Here is a 23325-nt window from a genome sequence, read left to right as displayed (position 1 = left end):
CAATCTCCCCGTCAAGCCCGTTCCCCGCGCCACCGCGCTAGGATGCACTCACTTAGGTTAGCCTTACCTATCGGAGGGCCGGTGCGGCTGTACCTCACCACGCTCAACCCGACCGACTCGGTGACCGGCGGTTTCCTTCCCGCCGCGGCCGCGCTGGGCTGGGACGTGACGATACTCACCGACCAACCTGATCGGTATGCCGGGTACCCGGGATGCGAGGTCGTCGCGGCCGACGTCCGCGACGCCAGGGCCGTGATCGACGCCGTCGCCGCCCATCACCCGCCCGGCGTGATCTTCTCGAACTCCGACCACCTCCAGGCCCCCGCCGCGCTCGCCGCCGAGTACTTCGGCCTGCCGGGCAAGGACTGGCGGGCCTGCGTCACCGCCAAGAACAAGGCGCTGACCCGCCGCGCCCTCGCCGCCGTGGAACCGGTCAGGTCCGTACGGATCCCTCCCGGCGGCGACCTCCCGCTCGACCTGCCGTACCCGGTGGTGGTCAAACCCGCGCTCGGCGTGGCGAGCGAGGACGTCGTGCTCGTCGACGGCCCGGACGCGCTGCGCGCGGCGGTGGCGGAGATCCGGGAGCGCCGCCCGGCCGAGGTCCTGGTGGCCGAGGAGTTCCTGGACGGGCCGGTGCGCACGCTGGAAACCCTCGGCGACGGTGGCGGCGTCCGTGACGCCGGTCGTGGCGCCGGTCGTGGCGCCGGTCGTGGCGCCGGTCGTGAGGCCGGCGGCGGCCGGCACAGCGGCGGCGGGGGTGCGCGGCGGGTCCTCGGCGGGTTCGCCACCACGCTCGGCCCGCCGCCGCGATTCATCGAGGAACGCCTGGACTGGCGGCCCCCCGACGCCGGGCATCTCCCCCACCTGAACGCCGCGCTGGACGCCGTGGGCGTCGGCTTCGGCGTGTGCCACACCGAGTACGCCGTCACCCGCGACGGCCCGCGGATCATCGAGATCAACTATCGGCTCATCGGCGACAACTGCGACTTCCTGCTGGCCGACCTCCTCGGTGTGCCCCTGCACGAGTGGGTCCTGCGGATCCACGCCGGCGAACCCCTCTCCGCGTTCGACCTCGACGCGTTCGACGCCGACGCGTTCGGCACTGACGGCCCGCGCCCGGCGTACGGGTCCGTGGTGAGCCTCGTGGCCGAGCGCTCCGGCACGGTCACCGCCGCGCCGCCGGACCTTCCCGCGCCGGATCTTCCCGCGCTGAGCCTTTCCGCGCCGAACCTCTCCGCGCCGGGCCTTTCCGCGCCGGACGCCGGGGACGGCGTACGGCTGTGGCACCGGGCGCTGCGCGAGGTCGGCGATCACGTGGAGGTGACCGGGACAAACCGCGACTACCTCGGCCTGCTCCGCGCCGTCGGCCCGGACCGGGAGCGCGTCGACGCCGCCGTGGACGCGTTCCGGAAGGAGCACCCTTGGGTGCTCGCATGACCGCGGAGCACTATCTCGCCGCCCGGGTGCTCGACGCGCTGCTGCGGGAGGACTACGGCGGCGTCTCCTCCCGGGTGACCCGCGACCGGGACGGCGTCGCGATCGTCCTCGCCTCGGGGCGGCGGGCCGGCCTCACGCCGGGCAGCCCGTTCCAGGACTTCTCGACGGCCCCGGACGAGCGCCTGAGCCTGGCCGAGGTGCTGGACACGCTGCGGGAGGTCGCCGACCCGGCCGACGCCGAGGGGGTCGCCGCCTTCGCGCGGGAGTGCCGCGAGACGCTCGCGGCCCTGGCGGCCCGGCACCGGCTGCGCGGCGAGGTGGACCGGCGGCTGCGCGGGCGGGACGGGCTGATCCGCTACGAGTCGCTGGCCGCCTCGGTGGACCATCCGCTCTATCCGACGGCCCGCTGCCGCCTCGGCGTCTCCCCCGGCGACCTCCCGTCGTACGCGCCGGAGTTCGCCCCCGAGTTCGCGATGCGCTGGACGGCGGTGCCCCGGGAGCTCGCGACGCTGTCGCGGCCAGAGCCGCCCGCGTGGTGGCCCCGGCCCGGCGACGTGGGGCTGCCGCCCGGCCTCGCTCGTACGCACGTGCTGTTCCCCGTGCATCCCCTGGCTGAGCCGCTCGTGGCGGGGCTTCCGGGGGCGGTGCCTGGGCTTTCCGGGCTGGTGCCGGGGCGGCGTCCGTACCTGGTCGTGCGGCCGACCCTGTCGATGCGGACGGTCGAGGCCGGCCCGCGCGTCCATCTCAAGGTGCCGCTGCCCACCAGCACGCTCGGCCTGCGCAACCGCAGGTCGATCAAGCCGGGAACATTGCTCGACGGGGCGCTGGCCCAGTCGCTGCTGCGCCGGATCCTGCTGCGCGAGCCCGCCCTGCGCGCCACGCTCGCCGACGAGCAGACGTACGGGCACGCGGGGCACGAATACCTGGGCTGGCTGGTCCGCGGACTGCCCGAGGGGGAGATCGTCCCGGTCGCCGCCCTCCTCGCGCCGCTGCCGGACGGGGACGGCCGGCTCGTCGCGCACGAGGTGGCCGGGCGGCACTACGGCGGCGACGTGCGCGCGTTGCTCGACGACTACCTCGCGGCGCTGTTCGCCTGGAACGTCACACTCTTCGTGCGGTACGGCGTCGCGTTGGAGGCCCACCAGCAGAACCTGGCCCTGCTGTTCGGCGACGGGCCCATGCGGCTGCTGGTCAAGGACAACGACGGGCTGCTCGCCTCCCCCGGGCGGCTGCGGGCCGCCGGGCTGGACGCGCCGGAGTTCGACGACGCGCGCATGCTGACCGACGACCCCTACGCGCTCGCCGACGTCTTCGTGACGATCACGCTGCACCTGGCCGCCATGGCGGTGGCCCACGGCCTGCTGCCCCACTCCGGCGCCGCGCCGGTCCGGCGGGCGCTCACTGCGGCGCTGGAGCCGTACGGGGACGACCCGATGGCCCGGCTGCTGCGGGCCCGCACGCTCGACGCCGCCCGCCTCACCGGCAAGTCGATGGTGGTCGCCGGGACGCTCGTCGCCAAGGAACGCACCGGGGCCCGGGACGTCAACAAGTTCTACGGCACGACCGGCCCCAACTATCTGAGAGGCGCCCGCTCCGTCGACCCCACAGCTGCGGAGCTCACGGCTTCGGATCTCGCAGCCGAGGAGACCGCGCTGGGGGCGCTGCTGCGCTGCTGGCTGCGTGAGGTCGGCGGCCCACGCGGCGACGTGCGCGCCGCCGGACCGCATCTGACGCTCCGATTGGCCGGGACGCCGGTGCGCGTCCGCGCACGCGGGGGCATCGCCCTGCGATTCGACGGCCCGCCCGAATACCTGGCGGAGGGGCGGTGGCGGCCCCTCGGCCTGCCCTCCCTCCTCACCCTCGTGGAAGACGATCTCGACGGCGGCAACGAGGAGTTCGCCGACCAGGTCCGCGCCGGGCGTGACGCGACGGCCGCGATCCTGGCCGCCCGCGAGCGGGCCGCCCCGCCCGCCGACCCCTGGCTCGCCTCCGAGCAGGCCCTCGTGGCCGGGCATCCGTTCCACCCCGCGCCGAAGGCCCGCGCGGGCGACGGCTGGCTGGACCACGCGCCCGAGGCGCACGCGCGGTTCGCGCCGCGGCTGCTCGGAGTGCGCGCCGACCTGGTGGCCCAGGAGGGTGACACGACGGCGCTGGACGGCTTCGGCGAGGCGCCGCCGGGCTACCTGCCGCTGCCCGCCCATCCGTGGCAGCTCCGCCTGCTGGCCGCCGAGCTGCGGGAGCCGCTCGCGGACGGGCGGCTCGTGGACCTCGGCCCCGGCCCTCGCACGGTCGTGCCCACGTCCTCGGTCAGGACCGTGTACGACCCCGGGGCCGGCGTGTGCCTGAAGTTCAGCCTGGACGTGCGGATCACCAACTGCGTGCGCAAGAACGCGTGGTACGAGCTGGCCGGCGCGGTGGAGCTGACCCGGCGGCTCGCCCCCGTCTTCGAACTGCTGGACAGACGCTTTCCCGGCACGCGCTGGCTACCCGAGCCCGGCTATCGATCGGCCGCACTCGGCACGCGGCTGCTCGAAGGGCTCTCGGTGATCGTCCGTACCGGGCCGTGGGCCGTGTGCGGACCGGGAGTCACCCCGGTCCTCGCCGCGGCCCTGGCCGCGGGCGGCGAAGGGGTGCCGGAGGCCGTCCTGGCCCGCCGGGCGGCCGATCCGGTCGCCTGGTTCGAGGCATACGTCGAGCGTGTGGCATACCCGGTGCTCGACGCGTACGTCCGGCACGGCGTCGTGCTCGAACCGCACGTGCAGAACGTGCTCGTCGGGTTCGACGCGGACGGCCTGCCCGCCGAGGTCGTCTTCCGCGACCTGGAGGGCACCAAGCTGGTCACCGGCCACCACGACCTGACCGGCCTGCCGGACGAGGTCGCCGGCTCCCTGTCGTACGACGCCGGGCGCGGCTGGGACCGGGTGGCCTACTGCCTCTTCGTCAACCACCTGGCGGAGGTCGCCGCCACAGTGGCCGACGCGGCGACCGACGCGGCGACGGACAGGGCGGCGGACGCGGGGGACGGCCGTCTCCTGCGGGACCTGTGGGCCGCCGCCCGCGCGTCCCTGGAGCGCTACGTCGCCGGCCACGCGCCCGACCATGCTGCCGGTCACGCTGCCGGTTTCGACGCCCTCGCGCCGCTGACCCGGCTGCTGGCGGGGGCGCCGCTGCCCGCCAAGGCGAACCTCACCGTACGGTGGGCGAGGGCAGCCGACCGGGAGGCCGGATACGTACACGTCGCCAACCCGCTCGCGCCGCCCGGGCCCCGCCTCGGCCCGCTCTGGCCCGAGCCGACCCACGCCAGGGGGCGCGGATGAGCATGGACATCCCATCGAGCGTGCGGCAGATCGCCGAGGCCCTGGACGACGTGCCCGCCTACGTCTACGACCTCGCCGGGCTCGCCCGCCACGCGGCGGCCGTACGCGCCGCCCTGGCCGGGACCGAGCTCTGCTACGCCGTCAAGGCCAACCCCGACCCCGAGGTGCTGCGTGCGCTCGCGCCGTACGCGGACGGGTTCGAGGTCTCCTCCGGCGGCGAGTTCGAGCACGTCAGGGGGCTGCTGCCGGACGCCCGGCTGAGCTTCGGCGGGCCGGGCAAGACCGGCGCCGAGCTGGCCCTGGCCCCCTCGGCACACCGGTGGCACGTCGAGAGCCCGGCCGAACTGCGCCGCCTGCGCGGACCGGCGGACGTGCTGCTGCGGGTCAACCTCGACATGCCCGTCACCGGCGCGGCCCTCGCGATGGGCGGCGGCGCCACGCCGTTCGGCATGGACCCGGACGGGATCGCCGAATGCCTCGCCCTGCTCGGCCGTCCCACCCCCGCCGACGCCACCTCAGGCCAGAATGGAGGCGCGCTTCCAGGGCGGCTCTCGAACGGCCTTCCGGAGCCGCGGCCAGGCCACGTCTCAGCCGACCTCCCGGGCGAGCCGGAGGGGCGGGGGGCGCTGCGGCTGCGGGGCGTCCACGCCCACCTCGCGAGCGGCCTGGCCGCCCCCGGCCTGCTCACCCTCGCCGAGGCCGTGCTCGCGTACGGCAGGAGCCTGGGCCTGCGGGAGTTCAACCTCGGCGGCGGAATGGCCGTCTCCTACACCCGTCCCGAGGAGCGGTTCGACTGGGCGGCGTACGGCGCGGGCCTGCGGGCGCTCGCCCGCCCGGGCGAGACGCTGCGCGTGGAGCCGGGACGGGCCCTGACCGCCTACTGCGGGTGGTACCTGACGACCGTGCTCGACGTGAAGCGAGTCCACGGGGAACGCTTCGCCGTGCTCTCCGGCGGCACCCACCACCTGCGGACCCCGGTGACGAAGGGACACGACCAGCCGTTCGCCGTGCTGCCCCGAAGCGGGGAGGGCGAGGACGGCCCGGTAACACTCGTGGGACGGCTCTGCACCCCCAAGGACGTCTTCGCCCGCCGCGTCACCGCCGCACTCGCCGTCGGCGACGTCGTCGCCTTCGCAATGGCCGGCGCGTACGCCTGGAACATCTCCCACCACGACTTCCTCATGCACCCGAAGCCCGAGTTCCACTACCTGCGCTGAGGGCCGAGAACCTTCGCGGAGTCGGCGAGGCGGGCCGCGTTCTTCAGGCGCTCACGTCGACCACGACGCGAACCGTGGCCTGGTCCGTCTCCGTGGTGCGGACCGTGAGAACGGCCTGCCAGCGACCCGGGAACGGCAGGTTCAGCTGGCCGATGTAGTGCCCGCCGGCGCCCTGGAGCTCCACCGGGATCGGCCCGAGGTCCCGGTCCGGGAGGGTCATGGCGGCGTGCACCTCCGGCACGTTGAGCGGCGCGCCGTTCGGGTCGAGCACCGACAGGTGCAGCTGCGCCGGCCCCACCTTGGGCGGAAACACCACGAGCAGCACCGCACCGCGCGAGTGGGGGCCGGAGCCGGCCGAGAACGGCACGGGTGTGGGCACGGCCGGCACCGGCGCCACTCGATTCGCGGGCACCGCCGTATTCGCGGGCGCCGCCGTCGAGCGGTGCTCGGCGTACGCCACGCGGGCCGGCTCCATGGCGACCAACGCGGCGGACAGGCCCAGCACGACGGCGCCCACCGCCGTCTCGGTCAGCAGCCGCCGGTAGAACGCGTAGAGCTGGTGCGGGTCAGGGCCGCCGCGGCGCCGGTTGCCGCCCGCGCCGTAGTGGCGGGCGACCCATCCCCGGGCGGCGGCGCCGAACGCGACCAGCACGACCACAAGGGCGACCTTCGCCAGCAGAACCCGGCCGTACGCGGTGGCGAACAGCGTCGGCGGCGACCCGACCTGCCGCCATGCCTGGAACAGGCCGGTGGCGACCATGAGCGCCACACACACCAGCGCCGTGTGCGAGAACCGGGGCACCGCCACGCGCAGGGTGACGGCGTCGCGGGTCGGCACGTGCGTCAGGGCGAGCGCGACGAGCCCCCCGAGCCAGACCGAGCCGGCGACGAGGTGCACGACGTCGACCGGCACGGCGAACCCGCCGGCCTCGCCCGACACGCTGTGGTTCGCGATGCTCCAGGTCACGGCGAGCGCCGCGGCGGCCGCGAGCACCGCCGCCGCGGCCGTCCACCGTGTGCGGCGGTCCGGCGCGTCCGGGTAGCGGTTCAGCAGCCAGACGAGCGCGGGCGCCGCGGCGAGCAGCAGAGCGACGCGAATCCCGAGGGCACGGCCCAGGCCGGTGGCCCACGTCGTGGACAGCAGCCGCGGGTCGAAGACGCCCGCCACATCGCCGTCGGCCACGTACGGCCCGTACAACAGGCCGGAGGCGATCGCGGCGGCGAGGCTGGCGCCCCAGCCGGCCCACAACACCCGCCGGGCCGGCCGTCGCCGCGCACCGGCCGGCCAGCACCACGCCAGGTAGAACGCGGTGCCGAGCAGCACGGCGAACCCTGCGAACGCGGCCCACCGGGCGGCGCCGTACGCCGTCGCGGCATCGCCGGAGCGATCGCCCGAGGGCGTGACGGCGGCCGGGCGGCTGCCCGGCGTACCGACGGTGAACGTGTAGGCGCCCTGCACCGGGTGGCTGTCGGAGGACACCACCCGCCACGAGACGGTGTAGACGCCGTCGGCGAGTTTCCCGTTCAGCGGGGCCTCCACCGACGTGTCGTCGCCCACGCGGTGGACCGGTGCGCCGATGCCGATGCGGGCGCCGTCTGGGCCGAACAGCCGCAGGCCGTCCGGCGGCACGGTCACCGGGTCGGTGAACTGCAGCAGCAGCGTCCGAGGGGAGTCCTGGTAGATCTGGCCGTTGGCCGGCGCGGCGTCGACCAGTTCCGCGTGCGCCCAGGCAGGGCTCGCCACCACGAGGGACACGGCGGTGGCGAACCCTGCGAGGAGGACGGCGAGCCCCGCGCCGCGCGTCCTGGTGAGGGTCATCGCGAGAGCCGCGCCGCGGTGTCCGCCTCCGCGAGCGGCGCCGAGGCCGGCGCCGGGGTGCGCCGGCGCAGCCCGGTCGCGGCCGCCGTCAGCAGCGCGAGGGCGCCGAGCGCGAGGCCGGCCCAGCCGAGCAGGCGAGCGACGCCGTCGCCGGTGGGGGTGGCCGCGGCGGCCGCGGCGGGCGCAGCAGGCGCGGCGGGCGCGGCGGGCGCGGCGGGCGCGTTGGCCTGCGCGTCCACCGGCTTGACGTCGATCATCGGCGCCGGGTGTTCGGGCCGTGGCGCGCCGGCCTCCGGGATGTCGATCCAGCGGACGACCTCACCGTCGCTGTAGGTCTGCAGCGCTTTGAACACGAGCCGGCCGGGCGTGGTGGGCAGCGGACCGAGGGACACCTCGAAGAGCTGGAACTCGCCGGGCTTGATGGCGCCGCCCTCCCACACGATGCCCGTGACGGCCTTGTTGGCGGCCTCCTCGTCGTCGTCGTGCCCGGCGGACGCGGCGTTCGGCAGTTGCCGGGTGGCGACAGTGGCCTTCCAGCCCGGGACGGGACGCAGGGAGACGCTGGTGAGCTGGGCGTTCTCCGGGAAGACGACCTCGACGCGGGTCGTTTTCGCGTCCGCGCGCTCGTCGGGCACCTTGAACGCGAACGTGCCGTAGCCGCCGGTGGTGGCGACCGAGGGGGAAACGGTGACGTGGGCCCACGCCGGCGAGGTGGGGGCGAGCAGGACGGCGACGCCGGCGACGAGCGTCGCGGCGACGACACGGATGGGCTTCATGCGCGGACTCCTTGCGCGTATCGGTATGTGGAGCCCGTGCCGGTCAGGTGCGCTCACGGCTGACCGGCACGGGTTCGGAGGCGGGTTCAGCCGGCGATTACGGCGTTACATTGATGATCGTCACGAGGCCGATCATGCCGTTGGGTCCCTCGGAGTGGGAGAAGATGTGGCAGTGCAGCAACCACTTCCCGGGCTCTTTGGGCTGGAACACGATGTCGTACGTCTGTCCGACGCCGACGTTGAGCGTGTCCACGGTGTACGGTGAGGCGAGCTTGTTGCCGTCTTGGGCCACGACCTGGAACGGCACCCCGTGCAGGTGCATCGGGTGGATCATCTCGGGGCCCGTGCCGATCAGCCGGACGTGGACCTTCTGGTTGACCGCCGCCGTCAGCGGCACGGTCGCCGGGTACGACTTGCCGTTGAAGGTGAACCCGTTGGAACCGTCGCCGATCTCGATGGTGTAGTGCTTGTCGGCGGCGATGTCGCCCAGCGTCGGGGTCACCAGGAGCGCGCCGTAGAGGCCCCGGCCGACCTGGCCGCCACCCATGTGCGAGTGGTACCAGTGCGTGCCGGTCGACTTGGCGGTCCACTCGTACGTGTAGGTGTTGCCGGGCATGATGTGCGGCTGCGTGATGTCCGGCACGCCGTCCTGCGCGTTCGGCAGTTGCATGCCGTGCCAGTGCACCGCCGTGTGCTCCGGCAGGTCGTTCTGCACGATGACCCGCACCTGGTCGCCCTCGTTGACCTTGATGGTGGGGCCGGGCACTATGCCGTTGAACGTGTACGCCTGCTTCACCACCCCGGGCGAGACCTCCCAGTCGGTCTGCGACATGCACAGCTTGAACACCTTGACGGTGCCGACCAGGTTGTAGGCGGCCAGCCGGGTGCCATCGCCCTGATCGGCGCCGAGGGCCGGGTTGTCGCAGGGCGCGGAGCCGGGCGGCGGCGTCGTCGTCGGAGTGACGCTCGGGCTCGGGCTCGTGCCCGGGCTGCCGCTCGGCGACGGGCTCACGCTCGGTGAGCGGGACGGCGACGGGCTTGCGCTCGGTGACCGGGACGGCGACGGCGACGGCGGTGCCGTTCCGGCGTTGATGATGCCGGTCATGTACGGGTGGAAACTGCAGTAGTAGTTGTACGAGCCGGCGGTGGCGACGGTGACCATGAAGCTCGCCCCGGGCGGCAGGTCCGGGGACGTGAAGTCGCCGCGGATGGCGTGGACGGTACCGTCTGTCTCCTGGTTGACGAACGTGACCGTGTCGCCGGGTGCCACCGAGAGCACGTCCGGCGTGAACGCGAAGTTCTTGATCGCGATCGTGTGGTTCGTCGCGCCCGCGGCCTTCGGCGCGAACAGTGCCGCGCCGGGGACCAGGATCGAGAGCGCGATCACGCCGATCAGCATCAGCCGCCGTACCGGTGGCGAGGCGTCGGAGAGGGCACGCCGGAGGGCCGCGAAGGGCTCCGGCGCGGTCGTATCAGACATGGGTGTACTTCCTCGTCTACTGTGGAATGCACGCGCCCACGTGTCGGCGGCCGAATGGACCGGCGTGGGTGGTGCGCGATCGGGGGCCCTGGTCAGGGGGAGGGACCGTCCGCTTTACGGTCCCTCCCCCGCTAGTGCGGGCCCGCAGTTACTCGCAGACCCCCTGGTTGATGGGGTTGAGCTGGGCACACGTGAGCTTGTCCGCCATCTCCGGCGTGGCGTTCTGCACCCAGCCGTTGTAGACGATCGGGTAGGGGAAGACGCCCTGCCCGCCCATGCCGTTGTAGCCGGTCACGACGTCGTCCACGCTGGTGCCCGCGGCCGAGTCGAGAACCATCTTGCCGACGATTGTGGAGTCGGCGGGGCTGCCGTCGCCGTTGGGGTCGGGGTCGATCACGGCGAGGGTGTTGGCGAACTTGCTCGACACGTAGGCGTAGTAGCCGCCGCCGCGCTTGGCACCGAAGTTGATGCCGTGACAGCCGGAGTCGCACGGCAGGTACTTGATGACCTTGTCGGTCTTGGTGTCGATGACGGCGATGTTGCTCGTGAGCGTGTTCGCCACGAACGCCACGTTGCCGTCAGGGCTGACCGGGATCTGGATCGGCAGGCCGCCGAAGCCCCCGGTCGTCGCCCCGGTCACCATGTCGTAGTTCGCCCACAGGTTGATGGCCTTGTAGCCGACGTTCGTGCCGCTGTCGGAGTGGCACGCCGGCCCGTCCAGCGAGATGCAGGAGACGCTCTGGCCGAGGAAGTTGGCCACGTAGTACTTCGAGGAGTCCGGCATCATGCCGGTCGCGATGGGCAGCTGCTCGGTCTGCACCTCCTGGATCGAGCCCGACGGCACGTCGACGATCGTCGAGTTGTTGTGGTTGACGTTCGGCGTGACCATGGTGTGCCCGTCGGCGCTCATCCAGTGCGCGTGCGGGTGGGCCGGTGTCTGGCCGGGACCCTGCACCAGGATGCGTCTGTCGATCTGCGTGGCACCCGGACTCAGTTCGACCACCGCGTTGCCGGCGTTGATGGCGACGTGGAGCTGGTCGGTATCGGTCCGGGTCATCACATGGGATGGGTCCGGGCCGACCTGGATAGTTCGCACGAGCTTGCCCGTGGTCCGGTCGAACACGGTCAGGCGGTCGGAGAACCATTCCGTCTGATAGATGTACTTTCCGTTGCGGTCCGACCACATATTGTGCGGGTTGTTGAGGTTGATCTGTGGCAGCGCCACCTTCCGGTCTACGGTCCAGTTCTGCACGTCGACCTTGGTCGCCGCGCCGGACTTGACCTTGCCGGCGTACTGCTCCATCTGGGTGTCGACCCAGAGCTCACCGACGCCGGGCGTGCTCGGCCGCTGGGTCAGCGCGGGCAGCGTGACGCCCTCGTTGAACTTGCTGTTGTAGTACGCGTCGAGGCTCGGGATGATCACCGGCTGCTCGTTCGCGTCGTACTCCAGGATCGGCGCGGGCGGGTAGTAGGGGTTCCAGTTCTTGGTCTGCGTGTTGCTGAAGACCTGCCAGTTGTCGGGCGTGGTGATCCGGAAGAACTTCTGCACGAGCTGCTGCACCACGTCGGCCGAGCTGGGCACGACGATGCCGCCCTTGACGTTGACGTTGAGCTTCTTGCCGAAGTCCAGGCCGGGCGTGAGCGGGTCGTCCACGACCACAGCGCCGAGCATGTACGGGTGGATCTTGCAGGCCCACGCGTACAGGCCCGGTTCGGTCAGGTTGGCCTCGACGTTGCCGATGAACGCACTGTTCTGGTCGATCGGCTGCGCGCCGACCGGCCAGATCAGGCTGGTCACCGAGTGGGCCGAGGCGGCCGCCGGTGCCGCCACCGCGAACTTCGCCTTCGGCGCGAGGCTCAGGTCCGAGGGCGCCAGCGCGGCGACCTCCTTGAGCGTGCGCATCAGGTCGAGTCCCACGGGCAGGCTGCCGAGCGGGGTGGCGCTGCTGTCCGGCACCGTCGACAGCTGCTGGCTGAGCTGGTTGATCTGCGTCTTGGCACGCTGGATCGTCGGGTTCAGGAATCCGAGCGCGCCGCCCGCCGCGTCGACCGCCGAGTTGAGCTGGTCGAGGTTGAGCAGGCTGTTGACGTTCACACCGAGCTGGCCGATCAGCGGTGCGTCGCCGTTGAGCAGCGGCAGGTTGAGCAGGCCACCGCCGAGATCGCCGTTGAGCAGCGTGTCGGTGTTCAGCGGCAGCGACGCCAGCTTGGTCCTCGGCGTCACGGCGACGCCGAGCGACCGCGTGCCGAACAGCGTCGCACCGGTGTCGAACCACGCACCCTGATTGTCGGTTAGCGTGAATTGCACCGGCGTTCCTACACCGATCGGAAGCGCCTGGGATGAGGAAGGACTGACCCCAATTGTTACGAGAGCAAGGATGGGGGTCAGCAGCCAAGCCAGTCGTCGTCGATTGGCCCGGCGTCGGGCGGCGAGAATGCCGCGTGGGGGAGAATGCATGCACTCCTCCTGAAGTGGGGTGGAATTGATGACGCCAGCCGGATGTTTCACGCGCGGCTAGGCGCAGTTAACTCGCTGTGAACGGGCGCTCACGCGCAACACGGTTACGAACGCCTCAACGTGGCGCGGCGGGGTCCGTGAATGGGGTTGGTTCAGTGCCAAGCTCAGGTCGAACCGACCAGAGCGGGATTTGCGCCGCTCAGGCGGCTGATGGACGAATACAACAGACGCAACAACCCCGAAACAAGCGGCGTCAGGTGACCCGACGGCCAGGGTCCACCGATTACTCCACTGCCGGCGACGGGACGCACGGCGTGACACACACCGGCACCCTTCACAACTCATGAGACGCCAAAGGCCGCGTGGGAGAAGGACCGCGCTGAGCTGGAAAAACGAGCGAATGTTCTCAAGCGCTCAGTGGTCTTATGGGTGAAAGAGGCGATGGGCCGGTGAGCACCCCTCAGCACACCGGTGGCACGTCGAGAGTCCGGCCGAACTGCGGCGCCTGCGCGGCCCCGCGGACGTGCTGCTGCGGGTCGACCTCGACGTGCCCGTCACAGGTGCGGCACGCGCTCCGTCTTTCCGGAGCTCCCGGTGCCGGCCCCGCCGTGCTGCCCATTTCCTGTCCTCGCGGCCTCAGGAATGTACCTGTCCCGGTTGATCACCTCATCCCATACTGAAAACGCTGCAGCCGTCCCCCTTATCTGGAGTGTCCCGTGCGTGGTCGTCGCTTCCCTGCGTTCGCTTACGCCACTACCTGCGCTGAGGGCCGAGAACCTTCGCGGAGTTGGCGAGGCGGGCCTCGTTGAGCGACCTGATGACGTCGAGCCGGGCACGATCGCGGTCGATGACCCGCTGCTGGCGCCGAGCACCCGGCCGCCGCCACGACACCGGCCATCACGAACACCATCCGCAAAACAGACATAAGCCATTCATAGCCGATCATGACCGACAAAAAGGACAATCCCTTTCAGAAAAGATCACCCAACTGCCGGTATGACATTCACGACCAATGACCGGATCACCGGAGTGGTTTCCTCCCCCGAGTGAAGCTTCCTCCACTTCGCCCGCCTCCTGAGGCACGCACGCCATCACGTATCGGTTACCTTCCGTGTCGACACAAGAGCGTTCCGTACCATCGGCATGGAGGAGTAGGAGAGGATGGCGACATGGCCGTCACGAAGCCGAGCCGTCGCGGCAGGCACGACCACCCCGTCCCGCACAGGCAGGACGGTCCCGTCCCCGACGAGCACGAGCCCCAGGAGACCGGGAAGCCCGAAGAGCCCCAAGAGCTCCCGGACGAGGTGCAGCAACTGTTCATGCAACTCAACGACGCCGGTTATCGGGCGGAGATTCGTCTCGGGCAGGTCGTCGTGACGCCGCCGGCAACCATGCAGCACGGCGACGTTCTCGACCGGCTCACCGAGCTTCTGTTCCCCTTGAAGCTGGCTAACCGCTGGCGCTTTCACTACCACTGGGGGGTGCACATTCCACCGCTACTCGACCATCGACTGCCCGACATGATCGTCGTACCACCCAAAGTCGAGAGCCTCGATCCGATGCGCGTACACGGGCACAGCGTCCTGCTGGTCGTGGAGGCCTGCTCGCCTGGCACCCAAGTGGCCGACTGGCAGGAGAAGCCGCTCGACTACGCGCGAGCGGGCGTACCGCTCTATCTGATCGTGGACCCCGTGACGTCTCCGCGCAGAGTGACGCTTATGAGCGATCCTCTCTCCGATCTGAAGCCCCTCGACTACCACCGGCAGGCGTACCGGCAGATCGTCACGGCCGAGGAGGGCGAGGTCCTGGAACTGCCGGAACCGTTCGGGATCAAGATCGAGACAAGCGTGCTGTTCGACTAGGAACCCTGCCCGGAGATGGTTGGAGGCGGACGGATCACAGCGCGACCAGGCGTCCGCCGCGCCCCTGGAGACGGACAGCGGCCAGTGCGCCGGAGGCCGACGCCACCACGAGCAGCAGGCCGCAGGCCGTCGCCACGGTGTGCGTGTCACCGGTGACGGCGGCGCGCAGGCCCTGGACGGCCCAGTACCCGGGAGAGACCGGTGCCGCGGCGGCGATCCACCCCGGCATGGCGCCGAGCGGGACGAGCGCGCCGCCCAGGCTGCTGAGCAGCATGCCGCCGATGTCGTAGGCCGCCGACAGTTCGCCCATGCTCCGCACGAGCACGCCGAGCAGCGCGCCGATGCCGAGCAGGGTGCAACTCCAGCAGAGCAGGACGCCCAGCAGCGGGAGCGGATGGGGAACGCTCACGTCCAGGACGCACACGCCGAATCCGACGATGAGCAGTTGCTGGGCGAGTAGAGCGGCGAAGACGGGCACGGCCTTGCCGACGAGCATCTCCGCCGGGTGGAGGGCCGTTCCGCGCATGCGGTCCCAGGTCCGGCCGAGCCGTTCGGTGAGAATCGAGTTGCCGGAGATGCTGAGGGCGAGCAGCGAGAAGGTGACCAGGGTGCCGACGACGGCCTGTTCCGTGCCCGCGGCCCGTCCCTGTGCGGCGACGTAGAGCGGGCGCAGCAGGGTGAGGAAGGCGAGCGGCAGGATCATCCTGCTCAGCAGCGGGCCGGGCTCTCGGAGCATCAGCAGCAGGTTGTGACGGACCAGGACACCCGTACGGAACACGGACTCACGCGGCGACATCACGAGCCTTCCCGGCTTCCAGCGCGCGGTAGAGGTCGTCCAGGCTGGGGCGGCGTACGTCGACGGACGTGGGCGTGCGGCCCGAGGCGAGCAACGCGGCGAGGTCGGCGCCGGGATCGGTGGTCGGCAGACGCAGTTCGGGCTCGGCGGGATCGGCGAAGGTCACCCTGAGCTCGCCCGGCAGCCCTCGGGTCAGCTCCCGCTGGGTGCCGCGCGCGACGACCCGACCGGCTCGGGCGAGCGCCACGGTCGCGTCGAGATCCACGAGTTCCGGCAGGTAGTGCGTGGTGTAGAGAACCGCGGCCCCCGCCTCCGCGCGGGCTCTGACCGCTGCCAGCAGGGCCGAGCGGGTCTCCGGGTCGGCGCCCGCGGTCGGCTCGTCCAGCAGCAGCAGCGGTGGCGAGCCCACCATGGCGGTGGCCGCCTGGACGCGGCGGCGCTGGCCGCCGGACAGGACGCCGACGGGCCGATCCGCGATCGGGGCGAGGTGAAGCTCGTCCAGGACGCGAGTGATCTCCGTGTCCCGGCGCCGCCCGCGCAGCCCGGCCAGTCCGGCGAACAGCCGCAGGTTCTCGCGCACGCTGACGCCGTTGTAGAGCGCGAACTCCTGCGGGGCGACGCCGAGCAGCCGACGTAGGGCACGACCGGAGCCACCTGCTATGCGTACACGGCCCGCATCGGGGCGTACGAGGCCGGTGACGACTTCGACAAAGGTCGTCTTGCCCGCTCCGTTGTGCCCGATCAGGCCGACGATCTCGCCGGACGCGACCGCGAGGTCGAAGCCGTCGAGCGCGCTGCGCCGGCCGTAGCGCTTCACCAACCCCTCCGCGACGAGCATCCCGCCCCCTCTGGTCTACGGCGTATACGTCTACACTGTATACGTGTGAGTGGCCGGAGAGAAGAGATCCTGGACGCGGCGCTGGCGATCGCCGACGAGCACGGCATCGGCAAGGTTTCGATGCGCGCGCTGGCCGAGCGGGTCGGAGTGACGCCGATGGCGCTGTATCGGCACGTCAGCGACAAGGCCGAACTCCTGGACGGCATGGTCGGCCGGCTTCTCACCGGGCTCCTGCCACCGGACGCGGGGAAGGGCCGGGCGTGGCACGAACGACTCGCCGCCCTCGGGTACGCCGTCCGCGGGATGGCCCGGCGACATCCCTGGGCGGCGCAACTGCTGTTCTCCCGGCCGGCCGTCACACCGGACGCCGTGCGGGTGGTGGACCTCATCTACACCGCGCTCGTCGAGGCCGGTGTTCCGGACCGCGAGGTGCCCCGGCTGGAGCGCCTGATCTCCACCTTCGTGATCGGTTTCGCCGCCTCCGAGGCCTCCGGCCGCTTCGGCACCGGCTCCCTCGATCCGCGCGGCCGGCGCGGCCGGCTGCCGGAGGGCGAGCTTCCCGGCCACGGCAGGCTCGCGCCGTGGCTTGACCTGCCCTGGGACCTCGACACGGAGTTCGAGGCCGACCTGGACGACCTGCTGCGTCTGATCAAGGCGGTCGCGGGCGGGCGCGACTGACCGCAGCCCCTGCGGCGGGAAAGCCTCCTGAATCCGACGACGGCCGGCGGCTCCCCTCGGTCACTCCTCGGGAACGCGCTGGATGAGGATGGTGAGGCCGTCCGCGTCGAGGAGGTCCACGGGACGGATGGTCTCGTTCGAGCGGACGTAGTGGAAGGCCGCCCCGACCTGCTCCAGGGGCACCCCGGCCAGTGCGGCCCAGGCCACCCGGTACGCCGCGAGCTGCACCGACGCCGTGTCGGCGGCCCGGCCGTGCGGCCGTTCGCCGGTCTTCCAGTCGACCACCACGTAGCCGTCGCGCTCGCGGAAGACCGCGTCCATCCGCCCGCGCACCAGCCGATCGCCGATCATCGTCTCGAACGGGACCTCCAGGTCGACCGGCTCCCGCACGGCCCACTCGCTCTCCTCGAACCGCTCCTGCAGCTCGGCGAGCTGCACGTCGCTCTCCGACAGCTCGTCGGCGGCGCCCGGCAGCTCCAGGTCGTCGATCAGGCGTTGCTGACCCCAGCGCGACTCCAGCCACCGGTGGAAGGTGGTGCCCCTCCGGGCCAGCGGGGCGGGCCTGCGCGGCACCGGCCGCCGCACCTGCCGGGCGAACGCCGCCGGGTCCTGGGCCAGCGTCACCAGTGACGACACCGACAGCCGCGACGGCAGCTCCACCACCGCGCCGGCTCTCTGGCGGTTCGTCTCGCGCTCGCGCAGCAGCAGGTCGGTGTCTCGGGCCCAGGCCCGCATCCGTTCCAGGTCCCGGTCCCGCAGCAGAGCGGGACCGTCGCCGGCCGAGGCCGTCGCGGGCGTGGCTCCGGTCATCGCCTCCTCCACGAGGCGGGCGCCGTCGCGGATGGCGTCGTGGACGGTGACGGACGGCCACTCGGCCGCCGACGGCTCGGCCAGCAGAGGATTCTCCAGGCTCCGCGCGTCCTCGTCCTCCGCCCAGCGGGCGACCCCCGCACCCGCCTCGCGGATCTCCCGCAGGAAGTCCGACGGCTCCAGCGGGCGGGACGAGCTCCCCCAGCGGTAGCCGGAGGCGATGAGCAGGTAGTGCGCCCGGGTGACGGCGACGTAAGCCAGCCGCCGTTCCTCCATCAGGTCGCGGTCGCGGCAGCGCTCGTCGAACGCGCCGAGCGCCTCCCGGTCCAGCCCGGCCAGCTCGGGCAGGTCCGAACTGTCCCCCCGCAGCGGGTACGGCAGCTTGCGCGGGTTCTCCGTCCAGCGGGAGTTGGTGACCGGGGTCGCCGGGAACACGCTGCCCTTGATCAGCCCGCCCTTCTGCGAGGTGAGCTGCGACAGCCCCGGCACCACCACGACCGGCCACTCCAGGCCCTTGGACGCGTGGACGGTCATCAGCTTGACGGTGTTGCTGTCGCCGACCCGCCCGGCCTCCAGGCCGAACTCCTCGCTCTCGGCCGCCTTCAGGTACGCCAGGAACGCGCCGAGCGTCGGGTCCTCCGAGTCGCCGGCGAACCGGGACGCCGCGTCGAGGAAGGCGTCCAGGTCGGCGCGGGCGGCCAGCGGGCCGCCGCCGCGGCCCCGGGCGGCCACCTCGACGTCGAGCCCGAGGCGGCGTTCGATCTCGCTGATGAGGTCGGGCAGCGGCTGCCCCGCGTGGGCGCGCAGCTGACGCAGCTCGCGGGCGGCGGCGGGCAGCCGCTCCTGGGCGAGCGGGGAGAACCGCGCGAGCCAGTCGGGCCGGTCGGGCAGTTCGTCGAGCGCGTCGACCAGGCTGCCGCGCTCCTCGGCGAGGTCGGCGACGACCTGGTCGAGCGGGTCCTCCGGCCGCGGCCCTCCCCTGGCCGCCCTGATCTCGCGGTTGAGCTCGCGGGCCAGGTCGCCGAGCACCTTGAGATCGGCCGGGCCGATCCGCCGGCGCGGCCCGGCGAGCAGCCGGACCAGCGCGTCCCCGGCGGTCGGGTCGTACAGCGTCCGCAGCGTCGCCACGATGTCGGCCACCTCGGGCACGGTCAGCAGCCCGCCGAGCCCGACGACCTCGACCGGGATGCCCCGCGCCTCCAGGGCCCGGCGCAGCGCCGGGAACTGCGACCTCTTGCGGGCGAGGATCGCGACGTCCTGCGGCTGCAGGGCCGGTCCGCGTCTGGCCCGCTCGCCCTCACCCCAGGGCAGGCCGTCCGGGGCGCCCTCGCCGTGCAGCATCGCGGCCAGGCCACCGGCGATCCACTCCGCCTCGTCCTCGGCCGTCTCGTGGAAGGCGCACACCACCCGCCCGCGCCCGGCCCGGTTGCCGCCCGGCACCAGCACCGGCACCTCCCGGGCCTCCCGCCGCAGGGGCGCCTGGATCCGGGCCGCGACATCCAGCACGTGTTCGCCGTTGCGGAAGCTGACCGACAGGCGCCGCACCTGCGCCGGTTCGCCCGACGCCGCCGGGAAGTCCTGCGGGAAGCGGGACAGGTTGCCCGCCGACGCGCCGCGCCAGCCGTAGATCGACTGGCAGGGGTCGCCGACCGAGGTGACCGGGTGGCCCCCCGCGTACAGGGACCGCAGCAGCACGAGCTGGGCGTGGCTGGTGTCCTGGTACTCGTCGAGCAGCACGACCGAGAACCGCGACCGCTCGGACGCGCCGACCTCCGGATGCCGGGAGGCGATCCGGGCCGCCAGCGCCATCTGGTCGCCGTAGTCGATGACCTCCCGGCCGCGCTTCAGCCGACCGTACGCCTCGACCATCGGCAGCAACTGCTCGCGCACGGCCTGGGTGTCGACCGGTCTGCGCTGGTCCTTGGTGATCCGCCCGGTGAGCGAGGCCAGGCGCTCGCGCAGCCAGTCGCCGACCTCGCGCACCTCCCCCGGATCGCGCAGGTGCTCGGCCAGCTCCCCGGCCAGGTCGAGGACGGCGGCGGTGACGCTGGGCGGGGACAGGTCCACCCGGTCCATCGGCCCGTCGTACTGGCCGACCACCCGCGCCGCCATCTGCCAGGCCACGGCGGGCGTGACGAGCCGCATCGTGGGCTCCTGCCCTTCGCGCAGCGCGTGGTCGGTCACCAGCCGCGCGGCGTACGCGTGGTAGGTGGAGACCGTCGGCTCGGAGTCGAGCATCTCGGGCTCGACCAGCCCGGCCTCCGCGAGCCCGGCCAGCCGCCGGCGCACCCGCTCGGCCAGTTCGGCGGCGGCCTTGCGGGTGAAGGTGAGGCCGAGGATCTGCTCGGGGCGCGCGTAGCCGTTGGCGACGAGCCAGACCACCCGCCCCGCCATCGTCTCGCTCTTGCCCGAGCCCGCGCCCGCCACGACCACCATCGGCTCCAGCGGCGCCTCGATGACGGCGGCCTGCTCGGGCGTGGGCGGGAGGATCCCGAGCCGGCCGGCCAGCTCACCCGGCGTCAGCACACCTGTCCCCCGTTGTCGTTCACCGGGCAGGCGATCCTGGCGGCGCAGTTGCGGCAGCCGTCGTTGACCGTGGCGACGAACACGTTGGCGGACATGCCGGTCGCCACCGTCTTCACCAGGTCGTCCGCCCACCCGGGAGCGTGGTCGTCGGCGAGCGCCCGCTGCGCCTGCTCCCGCGCGTCCGCGCCCTGGCCCGCCGCCTTGCCCAGGTGCAGCAGCGACGCGCCGCCCGGCTGGGTGAGGCCGTGCCGCTCGAACGCCCCGAGCGTCGTGGCGAGCTGGTAGACCCCGAGCTGCGGATGCCGGTCGATCTCGGTGTCCTTGGGCCTGCCGCTGCCGGTCTTGATGTCGATGATCACGGCCCGGCCGGCGCCGTCCCGCTCCACCCGGTCCACCCGGCCGGTGATCTGGATGTCGTGACCCGGCACCCGTACGGTGAAGGCCTCCTCGACCGCGACCAGGTCACGCTGCTTGTCCTTCTGCCACCGGACGAAGCGGTCGACCATCTGCTCGGCGACGCGGCGCTGCTTGCGGTTGAACCACAGCCCGCCGAAGTCGAACTGGTCCCAGATGTCGTCGAGCCGCTTGACGTAGTCGGTCCCGTCCTCGGTGGCCATCGCGGCGATCGCGTGGACGACCGTGCCGAGGCTCTGGGTGACGTTGCTCGACCCCGCCCCGACCGCCGTCTCCAGCATCCAGCGCAGCCCGCACTTGGTGAAGTTCTCCACCGACGACGGCGAGATCTGCACGATGTCGTCCGGCCAGCCGAGCGGCCGGTCGTCGGAGATCGGGGTCAGGGCGTACCACTCGCCGGGGTTGGCCCCCGGCACCCCGGCCTGGGCCAGCCGGGCGAGGTGCGCGGCGGCCTCCCGGCGCACCGCCTCCGCCTTGGTCGTGTCGCACACGGCCGCGCGCAGGTCCGCGACCAGCGCCGACATGCTGAGCCACCGCGCCCGGTCGTCCACGGTGGCCGCCTCCACGCCGTGGGGCAGCAGTTCGGTGAGGAAGCGCGAGGGCCGCTCGTCGGTGTCCTCGCCGCCGACGGCGGTGACGACGAGCCTCCGGCGGGCCCGGGTCGCCGCCACGTAGAACAGCCGCCGTTCCTCGGCGAGCAGCTTCGACGCCAGCGCCGCCGCCGCGGCCTGGGTGGTGTCGAGCGCCGACCCGCCCGCGAACTCCACCAGCGCCTCGGTGCCGAGGAGCGAGCCGCGCAGCCGCAGGTCGGGCCACAGGCCCTCCTGCACGCCCGCGACCACCACCACGTCCCACTCCAGGCCCTTGGACCGGTGCGCGGTCAGGATCCGTACGGCGTCGCCTTCGGGGGCCGACTCGGCCAGCGAGTCACCGGCGATCTCCTGGGACGTCAGGTCGTCGAGGAAGACCGCGACGCCGGCCTTGGGCAGCCGGTCGGCGAAGCGGGCGACGTGGTCGAACAGGGCGACGACGGCGTCGAGGTCCCGGTCGGCCTGGGCGCCCCGCGCCCCGCCCGCGAGGCTGGCCTCGCTCCAGCGCTCCGCGAGCCCGCTGGCCTGCCAGATCTCCCACAGGGCCTCCTCGGCGCCCCGGCCGTGCCGTACTGCGTCCCGGGCCGTCGTGAGGAGCCGGGCGAGGCGTTCCGCGGGGGCCGCGACGTGCGGCTCGACCCCGGTCAGCTCCCGGGCGTCGCGCAGCGCCGCGACCAGCAGCTCGTCCGACGAACGCGAGGTGAAGGGCAGCGCCGGCTGGCCCGCCTCCTCCTTGGCGGCCTCCGCGGCGACCGCCTCGTGCTCGGCGATCCGCAGGGCCCGGCGCAGGCGGCGTACGCCGATCATGTCGGTGCCGCCGAGCGGACCGGTCAGCAGCTCCTCGGCGGTCGCCACGTCGAGCGCGGACGGCGAGACGGCGACCCGCAGCAGCGTGATCAGCGGCCGTACGCCGGGCTCCTGCACGAGCGGCAGCTCGTCGCCCGCGACCACGACCGGGACCCCCGCCGACACCAGCGCCCGCCGCAGCAGCGGCACCTGCCGCATGGCGCTGCGCACCAGCACCGCCATGCGCGACCACGGCACCCCGTCGAGCAGGTGGGCCCGGCGGAGCGTGTCGGCCACCACCGCGGCCTCCTGGCTGACGCTGTCGGCCAGCAGGACCCTGACCTCGCCCGGGTCCGCGTCCCCGACGGGGATCAGGTCACGGTGGCCGCCGGCCCTGTTGTCATGACCCGGTACGGCGGGCAGGCGGGAGGCCACGCGGCGGGAGGCCTCCAGCAGGGCCGGGCCGCTGCGGCGGCACACGCGCAGCGCGACCACCGGCGCGTCGCGGCCGTCCCGGGCCGGGAACCGCTCGGGGAACCGCAGGATGCCCTGCACGTCGGCGCCGCGGAAGCCGTAGATGGACTGGTCGGGGTCGCCCACGGCGATGAGGTCGCGGCCGTCCCCGGCGAGCTGCCTGAGCAGGAACTCCTGCGCCGGGTCGGTGTCCTGGTACTCGTCCACGAGCACCACGTCGTAGGCCGCCCGTTCGCGCCGCCGCACCTCCCCGTCGGTCAGCAGGCCGGCCGCCTCCCGGATCAGCTCCGAGTAGTCCAGCGCCGGCACGGGATCGAGGTCGAACCGGTCCTGGTAGCGGAAGGAGAACAGCCCGGCGGCCTCCCAGTCGGGCCTGCCGTGCTCGCGGCCCAGCCGCACCAGCGCGTCGCCGTACAGGCCGCGCTCGGCCGCCCGGGACAGGAAGTCGCGCAGCTCCTCGGCGAACCCCCGGGTCTTGAGCAGCTCCCGCATGTCCGCCGGCCAGTGCCGGGCGCCGTCCTCCAGCTCGCCGTGCAGCAGCCGCCGGACCTCCAGCAACTGCTCTGGGCCGGTGAGCAGGCGCGGCGGCGGCTCACCGGCCAGCACCGCCTCCCGCCGCAGCAGCGCGTACGCGTAGCTGTGGAAGGTGAGGGCCAGCGGGGTCCTGGTGGTCCGGCGCATCCGCGCGGTGATCCGCTCACGCAGCTCCCCGGCGGCCTTGCGGCTGAACGTGAGCACCAGCACCCGTTCGGGATCCACGCCCCGCCGTTCGACCCGGTCGACGACGGTCTCCACTATCGTTGTGGTCTTTCCGGTGCCCGGCCCGGCGAGCACGAGCAGCGGCCCGCTCTCGTGCTCGACGACGGCCCTCTGGTGCTCGTCCAGCACGGGAGCCGCGCGCCGTCCCACGCCTCCACGCCGCACCAGCCGGTAGTTCTGACCACTCACAACACAGCATTCCACCAGATCCCTGCGGCAGATCGTGCCCGAATGCCCAGTACAGCTGTTCGCACTACTTCAGGGCGTCAGTCCTACACAGCCAAACGG

General features: G+C 72.7%; 13 protein-coding genes. 5 read left to right on the top strand and 8 right to left on the bottom strand.

Features of this window, described 5'->3' with window-relative positions:
• Positions 1 to 81: 81 nt before the first annotated feature.
• From HHX37_RS31795 to HHX37_RS31785, 3 genes are read left to right on the top strand one after another with little or no spacing between them, the layout of a single operon-like run.
• Entirely contained in the window at positions 82 to 1437 is a 1356-nt protein-coding gene (locus HHX37_RS31795) for a siderophore biosynthesis protein (RefSeq protein WP_182887785.1), read from the top strand.
• On the top strand, positions 1422 to 4754 hold the full coding sequence (locus HHX37_RS37335; RefSeq protein WP_259406897.1) for an IucA/IucC family protein: 3333 nt from the start codon (positions 1422 to 1424) through the stop codon (positions 4752 to 4754). The genes HHX37_RS31795 and HHX37_RS37335 overlap by 16 nt, the downstream gene beginning before the upstream one ends.
• Positions 4755 to 4756: 2 nt before the next feature.
• Entirely contained in the window at positions 4757 to 5971 is a 1215-nt protein-coding gene (locus HHX37_RS31785) for a type III PLP-dependent enzyme (RefSeq protein WP_220503310.1), read from the top strand.
• 43 nt (positions 5972 to 6014) lie between these two features.
• Here HHX37_RS31785 and HHX37_RS31780 read toward each other — a convergent pair whose 3' ends face one another.
• The 4 genes from HHX37_RS31780 to HHX37_RS31765 all read right to left on the bottom strand — a co-directional run bounded on the left by HHX37_RS31780 (position 6015) and on the right by HHX37_RS31765 (position 12354).
• Positions 6015 to 7790, bottom strand: coding sequence for a copper resistance protein CopC (locus HHX37_RS31780; RefSeq protein ID WP_182887783.1), 1776 nt, complete (start codon positions 7788 to 7790; stop codon positions 6015 to 6017).
• On the bottom strand, positions 7787 to 8566 hold the full coding sequence (locus HHX37_RS31775; protein WP_182887782.1) for a YcnI family protein: 780 nt from the start codon (positions 8564 to 8566) through the stop codon (positions 7787 to 7789). The genes HHX37_RS31780 and HHX37_RS31775 overlap by 4 nt, the downstream gene beginning before the upstream one ends.
• Before the next feature lie 97 nt (positions 8567 to 8663).
• Positions 8664 to 10046, bottom strand: a complete 1383-nt coding sequence (locus tag HHX37_RS31770) for a multicopper oxidase domain-containing protein (protein ID WP_182883419.1) — start codon at positions 10044 to 10046, stop codon at positions 8664 to 8666.
• A gap of 148 nt (positions 10047 to 10194) precedes the next feature.
• Positions 10195 to 12354, bottom strand: coding sequence for a hypothetical protein (locus HHX37_RS31765; protein ID WP_220503309.1), 2160 nt, complete (start codon positions 12352 to 12354; stop codon positions 10195 to 10197).
• A gap of 1319 nt (positions 12355 to 13673) precedes the next feature.
• Between HHX37_RS31765 and HHX37_RS31760 the strand changes: the two genes are divergently transcribed.
• Complete coding sequence (locus HHX37_RS31760; RefSeq protein WP_182887780.1) at positions 13674 to 14366, top strand: Uma2 family endonuclease; 693 nt, start codon at positions 13674 to 13676, stop codon at positions 14364 to 14366.
• Between the two features lie 34 nt (positions 14367 to 14400).
• Here the strand turns inward: HHX37_RS31760 and HHX37_RS31755 are convergent, their stop codons facing one another.
• Complete coding sequence (locus HHX37_RS31755) at positions 14401 to 15162, bottom strand: ABC transporter permease (protein ID WP_182887779.1); 762 nt, start codon at positions 15160 to 15162, stop codon at positions 14401 to 14403.
• Positions 15149 to 16000, bottom strand: a complete 852-nt coding sequence (locus tag HHX37_RS31750) for an ABC transporter ATP-binding protein (protein ID WP_182887778.1) — start codon at positions 15998 to 16000, stop codon at positions 15149 to 15151. Before HHX37_RS31750 ends, HHX37_RS31755 begins: the two co-directional genes overlap by 14 nt.
• A gap of 45 nt (positions 16001 to 16045) precedes the next feature.
• Between HHX37_RS31750 and HHX37_RS31745 the strand changes: the two genes are divergently transcribed.
• A complete protein-coding gene (locus HHX37_RS31745) occupies positions 16046 to 16678 on the top strand; it encodes a TetR/AcrR family transcriptional regulator (protein ID WP_182883424.1) in 633 nt (210 codons plus the stop codon).
• A 60-nt stretch (positions 16679 to 16738) separates the two neighbouring features.
• On the opposite strand, the gene HHX37_RS31740 is transcribed toward HHX37_RS31745, so the two are convergent.
• Both HHX37_RS31740 and HHX37_RS31735 read right to left on the bottom strand, forming a co-directional pair.
• Entirely contained in the window at positions 16739 to 20014 is a 3276-nt protein-coding gene (locus HHX37_RS31740; protein ID WP_182887777.1) for an ATP-dependent helicase, read from the bottom strand.
• On the bottom strand, positions 20008 to 23226 hold the full coding sequence (locus HHX37_RS31735) for an ATP-dependent helicase (RefSeq protein WP_117409448.1): 3219 nt from the start codon (positions 23224 to 23226) through the stop codon (positions 20008 to 20010). Before HHX37_RS31735 ends, HHX37_RS31740 begins: the two co-directional genes overlap by 7 nt.
• Between the last annotated feature and the right edge of the window lie 99 nt (positions 23227 to 23325).

The sequence above is a fragment of the Microbispora sp. H10885 genome (assembly GCF_014161415.1).
Lineage (GTDB): Bacteria > Actinomycetota > Actinomycetes > Streptosporangiales > Streptosporangiaceae > Microbispora > Microbispora triticiradicis.
This window is presented reverse-complemented; position numbering and strand designations above follow the sequence as displayed.

Bases quoted from the DNA above. Each gene is read 5' to 3' on its own strand.
- HHX37_RS31780 (WP_182887783.1), bottom strand. From the start codon at position 7,790: ATGACCCTCACCAGGACGCGCGGCGCGGGGCTCGCCGTCCTCCTCGCA.
- HHX37_RS31775 (WP_182887782.1), bottom strand. From the start codon at position 8,566: ATGAAGCCCATCCGTGTCGTCGCCGCGACGCTCGTCGCCGGCGTCGCC.
- HHX37_RS31760 (WP_182887780.1), top strand. From the start codon at position 13,674: ATGGCCGTCACGAAGCCGAGCCGTCGCGGCAGGCACGACCACCCCGTC.
- HHX37_RS31785 (WP_220503310.1), top strand. From the start codon at position 4,757: ATGGACATCCCATCGAGCGTGCGGCAGATCGCCGAGGCCCTGGACGAC.
- HHX37_RS31750 (WP_182887778.1), bottom strand. From the start codon at position 16,000: ATGCTCGTCGCGGAGGGGTTGGTGAAGCGCTACGGCCGGCGCAGCGCG.
- HHX37_RS31755 (WP_182887779.1), bottom strand. From the start codon at position 15,162: ATGTCGCCGCGTGAGTCCGTGTTCCGTACGGGTGTCCTGGTCCGTCAC.
- HHX37_RS31770 (WP_182883419.1), bottom strand. From the start codon at position 10,046: ATGTCTGATACGACCGCGCCGGAGCCCTTCGCGGCCCTCCGGCGTGCC.